The 17890-nt window shown below is 39.6% G+C and carries 17 protein-coding genes; 11 read left to right on the forward strand and 6 right to left on the reverse strand.

From position 1 onward, the window contains the following. Positions 1-51: 51 nt before the first annotated feature. Positions 52-1269, reverse strand: coding sequence for a serine hydrolase domain-containing protein (locus BLR27_RS07580; protein WP_090703068.1), 1218 nt, complete (start codon positions 1267-1269; stop codon positions 52-54). Positions 1270-1457: 188 nt separating this feature from the next. On the opposite strand from BLR27_RS07580, the gene fumC reads away from it, so the two are divergent. From fumC to hisS, 5 genes are read left to right on the forward strand one after another with little or no spacing between them, the layout of a single operon-like run. Then, the gene (gene fumC, locus BLR27_RS07585) at positions 1458-2855 is read left to right on the forward strand and encodes a class II fumarate hydratase (RefSeq protein WP_090703071.1); all 1398 of its coding nucleotides are present in this window, start codon (positions 1458-1460) and stop codon (positions 2853-2855) included. A 49-nt stretch (positions 2856-2904) separates the two neighbouring features. Beyond that, complete coding sequence (locus BLR27_RS07590) at positions 2905-3408, forward strand: fumarate hydratase (RefSeq protein WP_090703074.1); 504 nt, start codon at positions 2905-2907, stop codon at positions 3406-3408. A gap of 7 nt (positions 3409-3415) precedes the next feature. Further along, complete coding sequence (locus BLR27_RS07595) at positions 3416-4213, forward strand: S1/P1 nuclease (RefSeq protein WP_090703080.1); 798 nt, start codon at positions 3416-3418, stop codon at positions 4211-4213. Positions 4214-4235: 22 nt separating this feature from the next. Further along, positions 4236-4679, forward strand: a complete 444-nt coding sequence (locus BLR27_RS07600) for a low molecular weight protein-tyrosine-phosphatase (protein WP_090703084.1) — start codon at positions 4236-4238, stop codon at positions 4677-4679. Between the two features lie 28 nt (positions 4680-4707). Further along, positions 4708-6096: a histidine--tRNA ligase gene (hisS, locus tag BLR27_RS07605; RefSeq protein WP_090703087.1), complete on the forward strand. Its 1389-nt coding sequence runs from the start codon at positions 4708-4710 to the stop codon at positions 6094-6096. 53 nt (positions 6097-6149) lie between these two features. On the opposite strand, the gene BLR27_RS07610 is transcribed toward hisS, so the two are convergent. Then, positions 6150-7130, reverse strand: a complete 981-nt coding sequence (locus BLR27_RS07610; RefSeq protein WP_090703089.1) for an alpha/beta fold hydrolase — start codon at positions 7128-7130, stop codon at positions 6150-6152. Positions 7131-7272: 142 nt separating this feature from the next. Here BLR27_RS07610 and BLR27_RS07615 point away from each other — a divergent pair, with 142 nt between their 5' ends. The 3 genes from BLR27_RS07615 to BLR27_RS07625 are packed head-to-tail and all read left to right on the forward strand — an operon-like array spanning position 7273 to position 9162. Further along, positions 7273-7719 carry a QcrA and Rieske domain-containing protein gene (locus tag BLR27_RS07615; protein ID WP_090703092.1) on the forward strand — a complete coding sequence of 149 codons (447 nt, stop codon included), beginning with the start codon at positions 7273-7275 and terminating at the stop codon, positions 7717-7719. 19 nt (positions 7720-7738) lie between these two features. Continuing rightward, positions 7739-8614, forward strand: coding sequence for a DUF5777 family beta-barrel protein (locus BLR27_RS07620; RefSeq protein ID WP_090703095.1), 876 nt, complete (start codon positions 7739-7741; stop codon positions 8612-8614). After that, entirely contained in the window at positions 8611-9162 is a 552-nt protein-coding gene (locus BLR27_RS07625; protein WP_090703098.1) for a YceI family protein, read from the forward strand. The genes BLR27_RS07620 and BLR27_RS07625 overlap by 4 nt, the downstream gene beginning before the upstream one ends. Before the next feature lie 94 nt (positions 9163-9256). Here the strand turns inward: BLR27_RS07625 and BLR27_RS07630 are convergent, their stop codons facing one another. The 3 genes from BLR27_RS07630 to BLR27_RS07640 form a co-directional block, all read right to left on the reverse strand. Next, positions 9257-11167: a CocE/NonD family hydrolase gene (locus tag BLR27_RS07630; RefSeq protein WP_221406307.1), complete on the reverse strand. Its 1911-nt coding sequence runs from the start codon at positions 11165-11167 to the stop codon at positions 9257-9259. Positions 11168-11251: 84 nt separating this feature from the next. After that, positions 11252-13561: a TonB-dependent receptor gene (locus BLR27_RS07635; protein WP_090703101.1), complete on the reverse strand. Its 2310-nt coding sequence runs from the start codon at positions 13559-13561 to the stop codon at positions 11252-11254. Positions 13562-13642: 81 nt separating this feature from the next. Continuing rightward, positions 13643-13987, reverse strand: a complete 345-nt coding sequence (locus tag BLR27_RS07640) for a hypothetical protein (protein ID WP_090703104.1) — start codon at positions 13985-13987, stop codon at positions 13643-13645. Positions 13988-14306: 319 nt separating this feature from the next. Here BLR27_RS07640 and BLR27_RS07645 point away from each other — a divergent pair, with 319 nt between their 5' ends. Then, a complete protein-coding gene (locus BLR27_RS07645; protein WP_090703108.1) occupies positions 14307-15644 on the forward strand; it encodes a GntP family permease in 1338 nt (445 codons plus the stop codon). 53 nt (positions 15645-15697) lie between these two features. Here the strand turns inward: BLR27_RS07645 and BLR27_RS07650 are convergent, their stop codons facing one another. After that, positions 15698-16723: a Gfo/Idh/MocA family oxidoreductase gene (locus BLR27_RS07650; RefSeq protein ID WP_090703111.1), complete on the reverse strand. Its 1026-nt coding sequence runs from the start codon at positions 16721-16723 to the stop codon at positions 15698-15700. 82 nt (positions 16724-16805) lie between these two features. Between BLR27_RS07650 and BLR27_RS07655 the strand changes: the two genes are divergently transcribed. Then, entirely contained in the window at positions 16806-17144 is a 339-nt protein-coding gene (locus BLR27_RS07655; protein WP_090703114.1) for a hypothetical protein, read from the forward strand. Positions 17145-17185: 41 nt separating this feature from the next. Beyond that, entirely contained in the window at positions 17186-17887 is a 702-nt protein-coding gene (locus tag BLR27_RS07660) for a peptidylprolyl isomerase (protein ID WP_090703117.1), read from the forward strand. Positions 17888-17890: the final 3 nt, after the last annotated feature.

Raw genomic sequence — 17890 nt, forward strand, 5'->3', positions numbered from 1 at the left:
AGCAATTTAATCCTTTTTTATCAAAATAAATGTCCTGAAGTAAATACTTTATTAATCTTCATCATCCGAAACTGAACTCTGCCCGCTGCCGGAATATGCACTTCTTCTGACAACCGGCATTCCTGCTGCATTAAAAAGTTCATCAAGTTTTAACAGGCTTCCGTTAGTAAGATTACTTAATAATATAACTGTTACATCTTTATCTAATTGTCTTAGGTAAATATGTCGAAAACCATGCCACCATCCCGTATGATATACAACTTTATGCTTCCCATCAACAAAAGTTCGCCATCCATAACCATAATTAAAATGACCTCTCTGCATTTCATTATGAGGAGCATAAATTGAATCCATGGTTGATGCATCTAACAACCTGCCTTTACGCATAGCCCTGTCGAACAGATAAAGGTCATGTATGGTGCTATAGATTCCTTTATCACCTACAGGGCCATCCAGGAAATTCTGAGCCACAGACCGACGCCAGGTCCTGTCATGACCAACAACATCTACCGGGATCTTAGTGTATTCCGCTTTAGAATACACCGCTGTTTTCTTCATTCCCAGAGGCTTAAAAATATTATCTGCCATAAACTGGGAGAATTTCTGTCCGCTAACCTTTTCAATGATAGCCCCCAAAACCATATAATTTGAATTATTGTAATGGAATTTTCTGTTTGGTTTCATATAAGGTGCAGGTTTGTGCTCTGCTATCAGCTTCATCACATCCTGATTGGTAATTCCCGGTCGCTCATCTTTCTTCTGCGCCTTCCATAGGTCATCAACGAAATAAACATAATTCATCATACCGGATCGGTGTGTCAGCAAAAGCTTGACCGTAATGCCATCATAAGGAAAATCAGGGAAAAACTCTTTGACGTCCTGGTCCAATCTGAGCTTACCATCTTCAACAAGCATCATTACCGCTGTTGAAGTGAATGTTTTTGTGACAGAAGCCAGCTCAAACACTGAATTTATTTTCAGACTGTCGCGATGTAAGTGATCTGCCCAGCCAATTGCCTTCTCATAAATGATCTTTCCTTTTTTTGCAACAAGAACATTTCCGTTAAATCCCGATCTTCTGTGAAGATTCATCATAAATTCATCAATTCTTTTATCTGCCTTTTTCGGGTCATAGATTAAAGCAATGCTGTCTAATTGTTCATCGGAAAGCGTTCTCACCTTTCTTTTTTCAACAGGATCGGAACTGCAGCCCTGGATGAGAACTATAAAAAATAAAACTATCAGAATGTTACGGAAATAATGGGTCATTGAAATGTACGATATAGAGTTAAATGCCGAAAATTAGAAAATATTATAAACAGCCCAATAAAAGAGTTATAAACACCTCTGTTTATGTCAACTAAATTTTCTGACAAAACATTGTAAAATCTAAATTTTTGACAGTAACACTAAGTAAAAAAATCTAAATTTGCAGCAAAACAAATAATTCCATTCCAATGACTTACAGAGTAGAACACGATACTATGGGCGAAGTAAAGGTGCCTGCAGATAAATACTGGGGTGCACAAACTGAACGTTCAAGAAATAATTTCAAAATAGGGCCTGAAGCATCTATGCCTAAGGAAATAATTGAAGCTTTTGCCTACCTTAAAAAAGCTGCAGCATTTACAAATACCGACAGTGGGATCTTATCTGCTGAGAAACGCGATCTTATTGCACAGGTTTGTGATGAAATTCTTGAAGGCAAACTTGCCTCTGAGTTTCCCCTGGTAATCTGGCAAACAGGCTCTGGTACACAATCGAACATGAACGTTAATGAAGTCATCGCTAATCGCTCTCATGTTCTGCAAGGTAATAAGCTTGGTGAAGGCACTACCTTTGTTCACCCGAATGATGATGTGAACAAATCACAGTCCTCTAATGATACCTATCCAACGGCCATGCACATTGCGGCTTATAAAATGGTTTCAGAAGTAACAATTCCGGGTGTTGAGAAACTTCGTGATGCCCTTCAGCTGAAAGTCGAAAAATTTAAAGACGTCGTTAAGATCGGCCGTACTCATTTAATGGATGCTACCCCTTTAACATTAGGGCAGGAATTTTCAGGATATGTTTCACAGCTGAACCACGGACTTAAAGCACTTAGAAATACATTAGACCATTTATCTGAACTGGCACTGGGTGGAACAGCTGTTGGTACAGGTATCAATACTCCAAAAGGCTATGATGTAAAAGTTGCAGATTATATCGCAAAATTTACGGGACTGCCATTTGTAACTGCAGAAAATAAATTTGAAGCTCTGGCAGCGCACGATGCGATCGTGGAGACTCATGGTGCACTGAAACAAATTGCGGTTTCGCTTATGAAAATTGCGAATGATATCCGTCTTCTTGCTTCAGGCCCGCGTTCCGGAATTGGGGAGATCCATATTCCCGATAATGAACCAGGATCTTCAATTATGCCCGGAAAAGTTAACCCAACGCAAAACGAAGCAGTAACAATGGTTGCCGCTCAGGTTATGGGGAATGATGTTACAATAAGCATTGCAGGGTCAAACGGACATTATGAATTGAACGTTTTCAAACCGGTAATGGCCGCTAATTTTCTGCAGTCTGCACGATTAATTGGTGATGCATGTGTTTCATTTACAGACAATTGCGCCTCAGGCATAGAACCAAATTATGAAGGTATCAAAAAACATCTTGAAAACTCTCTGATGCTGGTAACTGCGTTGAATCCACACATTGGTTATGAGAACGCAGCAAAAATTGCCAAAAAAGCACTGAAAGAAAATAAATCACTCAGAGAAGCTGCTCTGGATCTTGGTTTACTGACCAATGAGCAATTTGACCAATGGGTGCGTCCTGAAGATATGATCGGCGGACTAAAATAATTCATTGTACCTCTCCGGACTAATTTCCGGAGAGGTTTATAATCTCAAAATGGCAAAACACGCTTATTTATTTATTTTAGTCTTAAGCGTTCTTGCTTTTTCATCATGTAAATTCAACCCAAACCTTCAGGGAAAAGGAACAGAACGACTTCAGGGGGTATGGGAAGAAGATAGTGTTGATTATCAGGATCAAAAGCTGCAATATTCAAAACACCGGTTTCGCTTTACCTGCGACTCTGTGTATGTCACCATTCAAACATTTGCAAAAGTAAATATGTATCCTGATTCATGCTTTAACAATGGAACATGGACAGAGTATGCGAAGGGAACCTATCTGACTAAACAGGATACTCTTATTTTAACAGCCACTTTTACAAAGTCAAATTTTAAGCAGAAGATCTCAGGATGCTATCGGATCGGTCAGTATCTTCCGGCATTTGTGATCAGAAAAAATACAGCCGATAGCCTATATTTGGAAAGTATACAACAACATCTCCAACTCAAGCTTACCTTAAAAGAAAGAACGGTTTGCGTTCAGAAACCTCTAAATTAAATTGATTATGAAATTTTGGTCTTTAAAAAAACTATTCCTTGCCGGAATGCTTCTCTATATCCCATTTCAGAGTATGGCCTGGGGAATGCTTGGTCACAGGGTGGTTGGACAGGTTGCGGAAAGCTATTTGAGCAAAAAGGCCAGCCGGGAAGTAAAAAGTATTCTTGGCAATGAATCCATGGCAATGGCCAGCAATTGGGCTGACTTTATCAAATCGGAACCTTCTTATAATTACCTTGGCAACTGGCATTATATTAACCTGCCTGCCGGATTAAACTTCGAACAACTGGAATATGCCTTAAAAAGGGATACAGTAACCGATGCCTATACCCGGATACTTTTTCTGAGTTCAGAACTAAAAAATAAATCCCTCGATCAGGATAAAAAGGTCATGTACCTGAAAGTACTGATTCACCTGGTTGGCGATATCCATCAGCCAATGCATACTGGCCGTTTTGAAGATCTTGGAGGAAATAAAATTCAATTAACCTGGTTTGGTCAGAACACAAATTTACATCGCGTTTGGGATAGTGACCTGATCGAATCACAGGACCTGAGTTATACCGAATACTCCCGTTCGATAAATTTCATTGATAAATACAAGCTCCATTCTATGCAGCTGGAAGGCCCGGAACAATGGGTAACTGATTCCTATAAGATCAGCGAAAATCTGTATTCAAAGGTAAAATCTGGTGATAAACTTAGCTATAGATACATATACGACAACCTGGAAACCGCCAATCAGCAATTACTTAAAGGTGGAATACATCTTGCCGGCTTATTAAACAATATTTTCGCAAACTAATTAACCCTAACCGCTAATTTCCATGAAGATCTTAATGGTTTGTTTAGGTAATATCTGCCGATCCCCGCTCGCTCATGGTGTTCTGGAACACATGGTCAGGGAGAAAAATTTAAACTGGGAGATCGATTCAGCAGGAACAGGTAACTGGCATATCGGTGAACTACCCGACAGGCGCTCAATTGCCATTGCAAAAAAATATGGAGTAGATATTACTAATCAATCTTGCAGACAGTTTGATGTTAGTGACTTTGAAAATTATGATCATATCCTGGTGATGGATCAAAACAACCTGTCAGATGTCATCTCTCTGGCTAATAGTGATGAAGATTTTGGGAAAGTTCGCTTATTTCTTAAAAATGGGATCGTACCTGATCCATACCATGATGATAATCAGTTTGAGCCGGTTTATCTGATGATCGAAGAACGATGCAGAGAGATCATAGAGGAATTCGGTTCTAATCGTTAACCTTCCAGCCTTTTTGTACATTTGCCCCATGGCAGTTATCAAACCATCTATTCCGAAAGGTACCCGTGATTTTTCCGCATCCGAAATGGTGAAGCGTAATCATATTTTCAATACCATAAGTTCGGTCTTTAAAAAATATGGCTATCAGGAGATTCAGACTCCTACAATGGAAAATCTCACTACTCTGACCGGAAAATATGGTGATGAAGGTGATAAACTGATTTTTAAGGTTTTAAATTCCGGTGATTATTTGTCAAACATATCAACCGAAAAACTGGATAGCCGCAACTCACAACTCCTTATTACTGAAATAAGTGAAAAGGCTCTCCGCTATGACCTGACCGTTCCCTTTGCACGCTATGTGGTGATGCACAGGAATGAGATCTCATTTCCATTCAAACGATTCCAGATCCAGCCGGTATGGCGTGCCGACCGTCCGCAAAAAGGAAGATACCGTGAATTTTATCAATGCGATGCAGATGTGGTTGGATCTGAAAGTTTAATAAATGAAGCTGAATTTGTTCTGATATATCATGAAGCATTAAGTAAACTCGGACTGAAAGACTTTACCATCAAGATCAATAACCGCAAGATATTATCCGGCATAGCCGAGATCATAGGTAAACCAGAACTGATCGTAGATATGACAGTCGCAATTGATAAACTGGATAAGATCGGACTTGATGGTGTTACTAAAGAGCTGATCGATCGGGGATTCAGTGCTGACGATATTGAGAAACTAAAGCCGATCATCCTGCTGACAGGTTCAAATGAAGAAAAACTGGGTAGCTTACGTTCAGTACTTTCTGCTTCGGAAACAGGATTGAAAGGTATTACTGAGATAGAAACTATTTTCGACTATTTACAGCTCCTAACGAGTCAGAACCAAGAAACCATAAGCCAAAATTTAGAATTAGACATCACACTCGCCCGTGGATTAAACTATTATACCGGAGCGATCTTTGAAGTCAAAACCAATGAGGTAGCAATGGGCAGCATTGGCGGAGGTGGTCGTTACGATGACCTTACCGGAATGTTTGGCCTGAGCGATTTAACAGGTGTGGGTATATCGTTTGGTGCCGACCGTATTTATGATGTACTGGAGGAGCTTAAACTCTTTCCTGAGAGCGCATCTGAAAGCACCAGGGTACTGATCAGTAATTTCGATGAGCAGGCAGAAAAATTTGCACTTCCTTTACTTCAGATGTTAAGAAATAAGGGAATTAGTGCAGAGATCTACCCATCATCAGCAAAGCTTAAAAAGCAAATGACCTATGCTGATGATAAAAATATTCCATACGTAATTCTTATCGGAAGCGATGAAATGGAAACCGGACTCTTAACTCTTAAAAACATGAAAAGCGGAGAGCAGCAAAAATTATCTTCTGAACAGATTATTGCCGCATTATCAGTTTAAGAAAAGGGGATTTACGTTCCGGTTCTGCCAGCCGGGAATATTAAACAGTCAAGCTATTTAATATTCTCTACCAAAGCCTTCAAAAACTCTTCAGGGATCTCAAGATGAGGAATATGTCCGGAATTTTCAAACTCAACCAGCCGGGAGCCAGGTATCCTTGCTGCCGTTTGCTTCCCCAGCTGATCATATCGTCCAAATTTTTTCTGGTCATCAGGGCTTAACCTCGCTTTTCCTACAATCGTTTTATCCTGAGTACCAATAAGCAGAAGAACCGGAACTTTAAGCAAGGGCAATTCATAAATAACAGGCTGCTCATAAACCATCTGCGATGTAAGCGCTGCAACTTTCGCATATCTTGGGAACTCCGAACTTCCGCTTACTCCCGATGCAATTCGAACCAGATCATCATATTCTGGCTTCCATTTTACAAAATAAGAACTCTGATAATATTTTTTGACGCTTTCAGGTGTGGTTTTTAACTCCGTCTGGTACATTGCCTCAATGCTGGCAAAGGGTACAAATGTCCGGTAATCCTCCAGTCCAATGGGATTCTCGAGGATCAGTTGAGCGGTCCTTTCCGGATATAATAGGGCAAACCGGCTGGCAAGCATCCCACCCATTGAATGCCCCATTACAACAGCATGCTGAATTTTCAGGGTGTCCATTAATTGTCTGTTCATTGCAGCAAGTCTGTGAAAGCTATAATTTATAAAGGGCTTCGATGATTTTCCAAAACCTATCTGATCAGGAACAAGTACCCGGTAACCCTTTTCACTAAAAACCCTGATAATATTAGTCCAGTAATAACCACCAAAATTTTTGCCATGAAAAAGCATAAGGGTTTTCCCATTAAAATTTGCAGGCTTTATATCCATATAGGCCATTCGAACATCCTGCCCTTCAATGCTTAAGGAAAGAAAATTTATTGGATAAGGGTATTCTACATTTTCAAGTGTGATAGACAATGCCTCCTTTGACTGAGCAAATGCACCTGTAGAAATAGCAAACAGAAGGAAAAAACATATTCTTTTCATAAAACTTTATTTAGAGGTAAATAAAACAAATGCCGTATATAATATTTAGAACTGACAAACCATTCATGTTTTACACACGTATAGTTAGAAAACCGATTCTTATCGAAATTAAGACAATTAAAAACTTAAAAACAAAATTATCATGGAACGCAAAGATTTTCTAGCTGCATTAGGATTAAGTGCAGGCTCATTAGTAATCACATCATGCCTTGGAGCATGCGGCAAAGGTGACTCGGCCACTCCAACAACCGGTACTCCAACAACACCTACTAATGGTACTAAAGTTGATTTTACATTGAATGTGAGCACAAATTCTGATATCAGTACAAAGGGCTGGACAATCATGAATAGTATAATAATTGCAAAGAACGGATCAAACTATATCGCACTCTCAAGTGTTTGTACCCACCAGGGAAATCCATTAACCTATAATTCTGGTAATAATACCTTCCCCTGCTCCCTGACTGATGCGGCTCATGGATCAGTATTCGATTCAAATGGAACAAAAACACAAGGTCCAGCAACCTCCAATGTAAAAAAATATAGTACTGCATTAACCGGAACTTCACTGAGAGTGTTTGAAGCTTGATTTTAAGAAAAACGAACAAATGAAAAAGCTATACCTGATCCTGTTCATCATACTTCCATTTACTTCCCTGGCGCAGGACGACCTGATGAAAATGGTGTCCGACAGCAATGAGGTAATCGTAAGGTCAGCCACATTCAAGGCAACCCGCATCATCAACGGACATTCAGTTGAAACTGTCGGTAAAAATAATTTAGACTTTATTATTTCTCACCGTTTTGATCGGGTAAACAGAGGGTTTGATGAGTTTTTTGGCCTGGATGCAGCAACTAACCGCCTTGGCCTGGAATATGGACTCAATGATCGTTTGATGGTCGGAATCGGAAGAAGTTCATTCCAGAAAATGTATGATTTCTTTGGGAAATATAAATTATTACGTCAATCCTCAGGTGCAGGAAATATTCCAATATCTCTGACATTGTTTTCAGGTTATTCATTACGCACCCAAAATGCAACACCCAGTCTTTCAGGTTTTGACCGCAGCAGTTATACCAGCCAACTACTGATAGCAAGAAAGTTCAGTGAGGGATTTTCCTTGCAGTTATCACCAACCCTCATCCATAGGAATCGCCCGGATATTTTTACTGATTCCAAAACCGTAATTGCTACAGGCATAGGGGGAAGAATGAAACTAACCAAAAGGACTTCCATTAATGGAGAGTATCATTACGTATTACCCAATCAGATCGATGACAACTATACCAATAATCTTTCATTCAGCTTTGATCTGGAAACAGGGGGACATGTTTTTCAACTGCTCTTCACCAATTCATTTGGAATGACCGAAAGACAGTTCATTACTGAAACAGATGGCAGCTGGGGAAGCGGAGACATCCATTTCGGATTTAATATTTCAAGAACTTTCTCATTTGAGAAAAAAAAGAAAGCTAATCAATGAAACGATTTCTTATAATACCTGTGTTTATATTGATTAGTCTTTGTGCATCTGCACAGAACCAGCTTTATAGCGTTAAGAATAGTGAGTTCAGTTTTTTTTCCAAAGCTCCCCTGGAGGATATTGAGGCCAGGAATACAAAGGCCAGTTCAATTATAAACACAGCAAACCGTGAACTGGTTGTGCGTATTCCGATTACTCAATTTCAATTCAGCAATAAACTAATGCAGCAGCATTTTAATGAAAACTACATGGAAAGCGAGAAGTTTCCAAATGCTACCTTTAAGGGTAAAATAAATGAGATGATCGACTTTAGTAAATCAGGAGTTTATGAAGTTAGTGCAAGCGGAACATTGAACATTCATGGAGTAGATAAGGAAAGAATCATCAAAGGGAAATTAATTGTAGGTGAGAATGCCCTAAATCTGGATGCCAGATTTGATGTAATGCTCATTGATCATAAGATTGATATTCCTAAACTTGTTTTCAAGAAAATAGCTGAAAAAATAGCTGTCAGTGCCAGCATCAATTATATACCCTATAAAAAATAGATGAGCTTGTCTGTTCATAATAATGGGATATTGACAGACATAAAAAAACCAGACAGGTCTTGTCTGGTTTTTTTATGATTTAGATTGAAGCTAATTATTTATCATCTAAAGGACGAACCGTAGGAAGTATAATGCTGCTCAGGCGCACACCACCATGATGTATAGTTTGTTGAGCAACACGAACCCTGTCGCTACTACCAAAAGGATCTCCGGTATTTGGATTTCGATCAAACTGAGGGAAATTACTTGATGTGATATCAATACGAATACGATGACCAGGCTTAAATACATTAGCAGTACCCGTTAACTCGATATCATATTCATAAACCTGATTCGGTGTCAGCAATTTGATCTTATCTAATCCTTCACGGAATCTTGCTCTTAAAATACCCTCTGAAATTGGCATAGCTGATCCATCCGGCGAAACATCCACCATTTTGATCATCCAATCAGTATCAGGACCATCAGTGGCGGCGAATAATTTCATTTTTACCGGTCCGGCAATAGTAACAGGAGTTTTCAGGAATTCTGAAGTGTAAACCAATACATCTTCCCTGCGTTCAAGAGGCCTTTGATCATAGGGACCTGCCTGGGTTGGAGTACCGCAGCAGTTATTTCCGCCTAAAGTCATAACCGGCATTTTCGGATCATAGGTATATTTATCAGTTGCTGCTGCTTTCGGAGCTTCAAAACTTAGCTTTCCATCGCCACGCGAAGAGTTGGCATTTCCGTTGCTGCTCAGGTAAAGGTTTTTATACACGGTTCCCGGGATAGGATAATCCTTTTCACTGCGCCATTTATTGATACCCATGTAAAACAATTGAACCGGATCTTCAAGGTCTAAACCATTCTTGATCCCTTTCAGGTGGAAATCATAAAATTGAAGTTCTCTTTCAAACATTTTCATGTTCGCAGTTGCACCAAAATCTACTGTTCCAAATGACTGAGATGGACCATGGCCCCATGGACCGATGATCATACGCGCACCAGCGCGTGCTGCCGGTGTTGCAGCTTTATTCTTCATACCGATGTAACCATTGATCGTACCCATCAAAAAGATATCAAACCAACCACCGTAAGTATGTGCAGGTACATTCATTTTAGAGAAATTCTCCTCATCACTGATGGATTTCCAGTAATCGTCGTAGCTCTCATGATTGATCCAGTCGCGGTAATGTTTAACCGCATAACCAGCACTTTTTAGGTCGCCATCCTTTAATGGAAGATGCCAAAGAATATTTTCATATTTCAACTCTTCAGGAGTATACGCTTCAGTATGCCAGTATTGAGGAAGCATGATGCGGTTAGGCATACGAACAACGCCCCAGCCATAATTAAAGCTTAAGCGGAATGCCCCGCCCATAGTTAACCAGTTAGCATAAATATTTGTAGAAGCTACTCCAGGGAACGCAGCAACCAGATGCGGAGGTGTAGCACTCATGGCAGCCCATTGATTATGCCCTAAATAACTGCCACCCTGAGTTGCGATCTTTCCATTTGAAAAAGGTTGTGCAGCAGCCCACTCGATCACATCGTAACCATCCTTAGATTCGTCGCGGAAAGGATCCCATTGGCCTTCACTTTCATACCGGCCCCTGATATCTGCAAAAACAACGGCGTACCCCTGCTGAGCAAACCTGATCTTGTCCTGATGTCCACCATCACGCTGTACACCATAACAGGTACGTATCACAATTGTTGGATATTTCCCAGGCTTTGCAGGCAAATAAACATCTGCGTATAGCTTAACACCATCGCGCATGGTAATGGTCCTGTAACGCTCGATTCTGATCTCGTTATTTTCCGGTCTTCTGAGAAGCTCGGGTATACCGCTTTTAATACCCCATTTACTGTCGGGCAACAGTTCTGAATTATCGGACATCTGCTCTGCGGTCACAAAGCTCAGAAACTGACTCCCAAAGTCTGTTGCCTTGTTCGTTTGGCTCTGAACAGAAATCCCGCAGGCGAGAAATAAGATCAGCAGCAAAAAGTTAAATTTTTTCATCTTTAAATAGTTAAAAGCCTATTTAAAGATGTGAAATAATTTTAACGATTCCAATAATCTGCTATAGGGAACCAAGTCCTGATTCTATTTAAAAACGAAAGGCAAATAAAGACCTACAGAGATATTACGTCCCTGATTGTAATATCCCGCATTCAGATTACCCTCATCTAAACGACCAGGCTTAAACCTGCTCAGATGGTCATAATAAGCCTTATCAAACAAGTTGTTTGCTGAAATATTAACCCTTAATGGCTGATTTTTTAGCATGAAAGTCGTTCCCATAGCCAGATTGACCAGTGTATAAGCTCCGGTTGGCGTTTCAAAGTTATCCACTCTGGTTTGCTTGAAAACATTGTCCAGTGCAACTGAAAAGTAGGTACTCTTCAAACTTCCTTTAAATTCGGGCTCCAGCCTGAGCTCATTCCTTAATACAGCGGCAGGAATAAAAGGAAGTGCCTTATCGGTCGCCCGGTTTATCCCGCGGGTATAAGAAAAACTATTTTCAAAGTGGATCAGCTCGGCAGGGTGAAGGGTAAAGCCAGCTTCAATTCCTGATAAGTTTGCATTATCCTGTACAAAACGATATACAGGTAATGTTTCAGTATCCACAAGTATAGTTTCGTTATTGACCTGACGATTATAGATATAATTATCAATATGATTATTAAAGGCGCCCAGACTGGCACTGATCACATTATTGTTGAATTCAAAAGCAAAATCACCATAATAACTATTCTCAGGTTTCAGGTTATTATTTCCAATCTCATACCTGAATGTTCCTTCATGAACTCCATCTGAACTTAACTCAGCAATATTCGGTGAGCGAAATGCTGATCCAAGGTTAGCCTTAAAATTAAAATGATCATTAAACTCTTTCGTAAACCCAAGGGCTCCGCTAACATTGGAGAAGTTATTGGTGAAATTATTGAATTTGGGATTACCATCTTCAGACATTTGCTCGCCTGTTATGCTGCGATAATCAAAACGGGCACCCAGGTTAAATGTGGTACTCTCCCATGATTTTTTAGCATAAGCAAAAACACCCAGTTCATTGGAATTATAATCAGGAATAAGAAGTTCTTCAGCTCTGTTCCTGTTATTCTGTAAGCTTCCCGAAAGTCCAATTACAGGTTCCCAGCCGTTATTCTCATTGAAATAGTATTTGAAATCAGAACTATAAGTTTTAAGATCAAAAAAGAGTGAGGGGTTTATCCTGTCTTCTTCCAATTCTCTCCTCTGGTTATTCTGATAAGCCAGGATGGTACGCAACCTTCCGCTGCCCAGCAAAACATGACTGTTTATAGCAACTTTATAATGACGTATATCCTGAAAAGGAAGAAATAAGGTGCGATCTTTTAATTGCTTATCAGTTAATACTGCTCCGTTTTCATCCTCGAATTTACCATCAGCATTTCTTGAGAAATCAGGAAGTCCAATATTATTCTTAAAGCTTGAAAGATTTAAATGCGCATATCCCCATTTCTTATTCAACCCAAGCTGTCCGCTGAAATTTGTTTCATTAAATCCAGTGTTGGCAATTCTCCCTCCGGGAGCCTTATAGCTATAGGCGCTTTTTACTGACCCTCTTGCACGCCAGATAAATCCATTACTATTTCCCTGAAGCATTGCAGAACTTCCGCTAAGACCATTGTTAGACTGGTAGCTTGTTAAAACTTCCCCTCTTACTTGTCCTTCCGGAGATGGTAATGGCTCAAGCACATTGATAACACCTCCCAGGGCGTCTGAACCATATAATAAACTAGCTGCACCACGTAAAACTTCAACGCGCTCCGCACTGTACTGGTCGACTTCCATACCATGTTCATCGCCCCATTGCTGCCCTTCCTGTTTAGCTCCGTCAACCAGAGTAACTACCCGGTTATAGCTCAACCCGCGGATCACAGGTTTAGAAATACCTCCTCCGGTAGTGACCTGAGAAACACCGGGAATTTTAGCTATCGCATCGATCAGGTTGCCTGAGGGTCGATTGATCAGTTGATCTTTGGTGACCGATGAAACAGCTGTACTATTCTTGCGGTTATCAGAACTGAAAGCTGTACCGGTAATCACAACCTCTTTGGCTTCAATAATACTTGGGAATAACTCGAATTCAAGGGGCGAATTCAAAGACAGATCAATGGTTTGAATGAGTGTTCTATAACCAATATACCTTACCTCGATAAGGAACTTTCCCTTTTCAGGAATGTTTTTAAATATAAACTGGCCTGAATTATTGGTTACAACAGAAATTTTTAGATCGGGTATGGTAACAAGGGCTCCGGGTAGTGACTCTTTGGTTTGACCATCAATAACTTTACCTTCAAGAGAAACAAGTTTAGCGGATGCGCTGAAAAATGATAATAGCAAAAACAGATATAGAATAATAGATTTCATTTCTATGATTTAAGAATAATTAAATAAATTGGATGGTAGTGCCATGCGAAAGCACAGCATCATCAAAAAAGAAAGAATAAATTATTCTGAAGGGGGACCTCTTAAACCAGAGAGAAGTAATTCAACAACATATCCTGTGACTTCATTATTAAGAAACACAGACATAACGGGCGACAGCCTTATTTTTTCAAGAAATGAAGTTTTAGTAAACGTTTTATCAAAATGAACCGCACAAACCCAGCAATAATCTGCCTTATTCTGAACATTTAGTTCATGAGAACTACTTGAATTTATGTTTTCAGAACCAGAAGAGGAAGGAATTGGCGCGTGATTATGAAATACGTCCAAAGGTAGAAAAACAGCCGAAAAGCCCATCAGCAGGAACACTGATAGATAAAAGCTAAATGATTTTCTAATTCTTTTCATACTATATTCAATACAAAATTAGACAAAAGCTTAATCAATACCTAATACATAGAGTAAAGGGCTGTAACAATTTAGTGTCCGGAAGCTTGCTAGTTGGTTAATAAGGATGTTAACCGAGGTGTACAAATTTTAACTAAAAATCAATGCAATTGAATTAAAAAAATATATGGATCTATTTAATACCATTCCTGTTTCCGCCAGATCCGGGTAGATAATAAATCAAACACAAATATACCGGAATAGGTAAAATACCGGAAATCTCCCCCCGAAGCCAGAGAAAAAAGAATGCAGCTTTTGGATTTAAATCTTAAATTCAGGAATGATATCATTTTTATTACTCATAGCAAGTGTCATATTTCTGATTTTGCTAACAGCAAAATGGCATTTACATCCATTTCTGGCCCTATTGTTTGTCGCGCTCTTTTTTGGAGTCCTCTCAGGAATGGATCTGGATACCATTATAAAATCTATCAATGATGGGTTTGGCAATACAATTGGCAAAATCGGAATAGTCATAGCGCTGGGTGTGATCATTGGTGCTTTTCTGGAGTATTCCGGAGGTGCCTATAAACTCGCAGAGATCGTCATAAATCTGATCGGCAAAAAAAGGGTTCATGAAGCCATGGGTATTATAGGATTCATTGTTTCCATTCCTGTATTTGCCGACAGCGGATTTATAATTCTAAATCCATTAAATAAAAGTTTAACTAAGAAAGCCGGGCTTTCAATTGTGGGGACTGCAGTTGCTCTTATACTAGGTTTAATGATATCCCACGTGTTAATTCCTCCAACTCCCGGACCAATCGCTACAGCTGGTATCATTGGTGCTGATGTCGGATTAGTTATGCTTGTTGGACTCATCATTGGTATGTTCTCATTGGTTGTTGCTATACTGTTTTCCAAATATTATGCTGCCAGAACCTACATTGATCCAAACCCTGAATTATCTGAGGAGATCATTCAGGAAAAAATAAAAAATGCACCCAGCGCTATTAAGTCATTTCTACCAATTGTATTGCCAATAATATTGATAATCGGTAAATCCGTAGTCGATTTTATTATTGTTGGTGGACAGGAATTAGCCTGGTGGTATAAAATGATCGGATTTATGGGATCTCCGGTAATCGCACTGTTTATTGGGATGTTGTTTGTGTTTTTAATTCCCAAAAAACTGGATAAAGAAATTCTTTCTACAACAGGATGGGTGGGTAAAGCCATCAATGATGCATCAACGATCATCATTATCTCTGGCGCAGGTGGAATTTTTGGAGCAATCCTTCAAAATAGTGGAATTGCCTCAACCATGGCCAATGGTTTATCTCAGGCAAACCTTGGAATCTGGCTTCCTTTTATACTTTGTGCTGCGATAAAAACAGCACAAGGATCATCTACCGTAGCAATGATAACAACCGCATCGATCATTGCCCCAATGTTGCCAGGAATGGGCTTTGTATCTGAGATTGACAAAGCATTAATTGTTGCTGCGATCGGAGCCGGAGCCATGGTGGTATCGCATGCCAATGATAGTGGATTTTGGATCACAACTCAATTTTCAGGAATTGATGTGAAAACAGGATACCGAACCTATACTTTAGGCACATTGGTGGTCGGGATATCTACTGCAGTGTTTGTTTATATAGCTACATTCATAGTTTAGTGCTAGTCGAATTACTCTGAAATAGCACGTATTCAATGTGTAATGAATAAAACCTAAAACTCTGCCTTAGTCTCCAGTATCTCGATCTGAGCCAGCACTTCAAACTCCTTAACCGGAAAGTCTTTCCCGTTTCTGATGGTTTGAACTACGGCTTCAAAAAGATCCATATATCTACCCTTAATTGATGGAACAAGTTCTACTGTTTTCACTCCCTCATCACTCATAAGGGTTAGTCTTCCTTCCTTTCCGGCTTCTTCTTCCCCAAAACCAGCATCTCCGGGCTTCATACCAGCAATTAACTGATCTTCCTGTTTATCGCAGAACGCCTTTACAAATGAGCCCTTTGTTCCATTTATTATAATTCCAGGTAGTGGGTCTGCAACCAGCAAACTGGTAGTAATAAATACATTCACCTGATTTGGATATCTAAGATGGATATGCCCATAATCATCAACCTGTGAATTCTTGCGGTAAACTCCGGTAATCTTGCGAAATCCGGATGGTTTACCCAAAATACAAATGGTCTGGTCTAATAAATGTGCTGCAAGATCATATACTATACCAGCTGCAGGTAGCGGTGTTTCTTTGAAAACCTTCGGACCAATCTCGGCACGATAACGGTCATAGCGCAGATGGATCTCAATGATATCCCCTAATTTTCCGCTATTGATCGTATCTCTGGTTACTGCAAAATCGCTTGAAAACCTCCGGTTCTGATACACCATTACTTTACGGCCAAGCTTCCTTCCAAGATCAAAGATCTCCTGGGCTTCTTTGATAGTTGGAGCAAATGGTTTCTCAACCAGAATATCCTTTCCTGCCATCAGGGCCTTCCTGGAATAATCAACATGGGTATTACTTGGTGTATTAACAATTACAAGTTCAATTTCCGGATCATCAAGAATTTCCTGAAGAGTATCATAACTTTTTACATCCGGATAATCAGCATTTACCTTTTTGGTATTGTGTTCCAGGACACCTTTAAAATCAAATCCTGAATGTGCATGCACAAAAGGCCCATGGAATAACTTACCCGACATTCCATACGCCAATAAAGCGGTAACGATTGGTTTTTGCATGAACAAATATAATATTTGAAATGTAAGTTCAGTTTTGAAATTTACATTCCTTCAAATCCCTAATTTTTACAGACTTTTGCATATGACACCATCAGAAATAAACAAAAAGTGGACTGAATTACAGGAAAAGATCGCTAAAGATTTTGATTCGGAGCTTCCTGATATGAAAGTAATGCTATTCCTGATCGGTGTGCAGGAACTTGGAAAAGGGCCATCAAAGTTCAGCAAACGACAAAAAGAAGAACTAATGCATATTGCAAATTGCCGCTTATTTAGTGAACTTGGCTTTTATGAATTGGAAGGAGTTGACCAGGACGGCTGGCCGCATTGGAAACTGATAAAACAGATTCCTGCTTATACCCTCCTGGAACAGGAAATGATCATGCGCTCCCTGATGGTCACCTATTTTGAAAATATTTAAGAATGAAAACTCCATCTGTTAGTAAATTTTAATAATTAAAAATGAAAAGATATCTTACCCTGGTTCTGGTCCTGGTAATTTCCACCATATCGGCAAAGCCAAAACATGATTATGTACGGATCAAAACTAATAAAGGAGAATGTATCATCATGCTATACAACCAAACTCCTAAGCATCACGACAATTTTTTAAAGCTCACAAAAGAAGGATTCTATAATGGAACACTATTTCACAGAGTGATACAGGAATTTATGATCCAGGGTGGTGATCCAGATTCAAAAACTGCGAAGGCAGGACAGGAATTAGGTGAAGGCGACCTGGGATATCTGGTTGATGCCGAATTCAGAGATAGTCTGTTTCACAAGAAAGGGGTATTAGCAGCGGCCCGCGACAATAATCCTGCAAAGGCATCCAGTGCCAGCCAGTTCTATATTGTTCAGGGTAAAAAATGGACCGATGAAACTCTTGATGATATCAGAAAGAAAAGAATGAATAACAGGGTAATCCCTGAATCACAGCGCAAGGTTTATAAAGAAGTGGGCGGCACACCACACCTGGATCAAAACTATACTGTTTATGGAGAGGTGGTCAAAGGACTCGAAATGATCGATAATATTGTTGCTGTAAAGAAATCTCCTGCAGATCGCCCCTTAGAAGATATATCGATGGAAGTAAGCGTTCTCAAAAAAGGAGAAGCACGAAAACTGGAAAAGAAAATGGGTCTAAAAAATAATACGCTATAATAT

This window comes from Daejeonella rubra, assembly GCF_900103545.1.
Classification (GTDB): domain Bacteria; phylum Bacteroidota; class Bacteroidia; order Sphingobacteriales; family Sphingobacteriaceae; genus Daejeonella; species Daejeonella rubra.

What these genes read in the sequence shown, in the direction of transcription:
- BLR27_RS07610 (WP_090703089.1), bottom strand. Translation starts at nt 7,130, where the DNA reads ATGAAAAGAATATGTTTTTTCCTTCTGTTTGCTATTTCTACAGGTGCA.
- BLR27_RS07625 (WP_090703098.1), top strand. Translation starts at nt 8,611, where the DNA reads ATGAAACGATTTCTTATAATACCTGTGTTTATATTGATTAGTCTTTGT.
- BLR27_RS07640 (WP_090703104.1), bottom strand. Translation starts at nt 13,987, where the DNA reads ATGAAAAGAATTAGAAAATCATTTAGCTTTTATCTATCAGTGTTCCTG.
- BLR27_RS07600 (WP_090703084.1), top strand. Translation starts at nt 4,236, where the DNA reads ATGAAGATCTTAATGGTTTGTTTAGGTAATATCTGCCGATCCCCGCTC.
- BLR27_RS07630 (WP_221406307.1), bottom strand. Translation starts at nt 11,167, where the DNA reads ATGAAAAAATTTAACTTTTTGCTGCTGATCTTATTTCTCGCCTGCGGG.
- BLR27_RS07620 (WP_090703095.1), top strand. Translation starts at nt 7,739, where the DNA reads ATGAAAAAGCTATACCTGATCCTGTTCATCATACTTCCATTTACTTCC.
- fumC (WP_090703071.1), top strand. Translation starts at nt 1,458, where the DNA reads ATGACTTACAGAGTAGAACACGATACTATGGGCGAAGTAAAGGTGCCT.
- BLR27_RS07650 (WP_090703111.1), bottom strand. Translation starts at nt 16,723, where the DNA reads ATGCAAAAACCAATCGTTACCGCTTTATTGGCGTATGGAATGTCGGGT.
- BLR27_RS07595 (WP_090703080.1), top strand. Translation starts at nt 3,416, where the DNA reads ATGAAATTTTGGTCTTTAAAAAAACTATTCCTTGCCGGAATGCTTCTC.
- BLR27_RS07660 (WP_090703117.1), top strand. Translation starts at nt 17,186, where the DNA reads ATGAAAAGATATCTTACCCTGGTTCTGGTCCTGGTAATTTCCACCATA.
- BLR27_RS07645 (WP_090703108.1), top strand. Translation starts at nt 14,307, where the DNA reads ATGATATCATTTTTATTACTCATAGCAAGTGTCATATTTCTGATTTTG.
- hisS (WP_090703087.1), top strand. Translation starts at nt 4,708, where the DNA reads ATGGCAGTTATCAAACCATCTATTCCGAAAGGTACCCGTGATTTTTCC.
- BLR27_RS07615 (WP_090703092.1), top strand. Translation starts at nt 7,273, where the DNA reads ATGGAACGCAAAGATTTTCTAGCTGCATTAGGATTAAGTGCAGGCTCA.
- BLR27_RS07590 (WP_090703074.1), top strand. Translation starts at nt 2,905, where the DNA reads ATGGCAAAACACGCTTATTTATTTATTTTAGTCTTAAGCGTTCTTGCT.
- BLR27_RS07635 (WP_090703101.1), bottom strand. Translation starts at nt 13,561, where the DNA reads ATGAAATCTATTATTCTATATCTGTTTTTGCTATTATCATTTTTCAGC.
- BLR27_RS07580 (WP_090703068.1), bottom strand. Translation starts at nt 1,269, where the DNA reads ATGACCCATTATTTCCGTAACATTCTGATAGTTTTATTTTTTATAGTT.
- BLR27_RS07655 (WP_090703114.1), top strand. Translation starts at nt 16,806, where the DNA reads ATGACACCATCAGAAATAAACAAAAAGTGGACTGAATTACAGGAAAAG.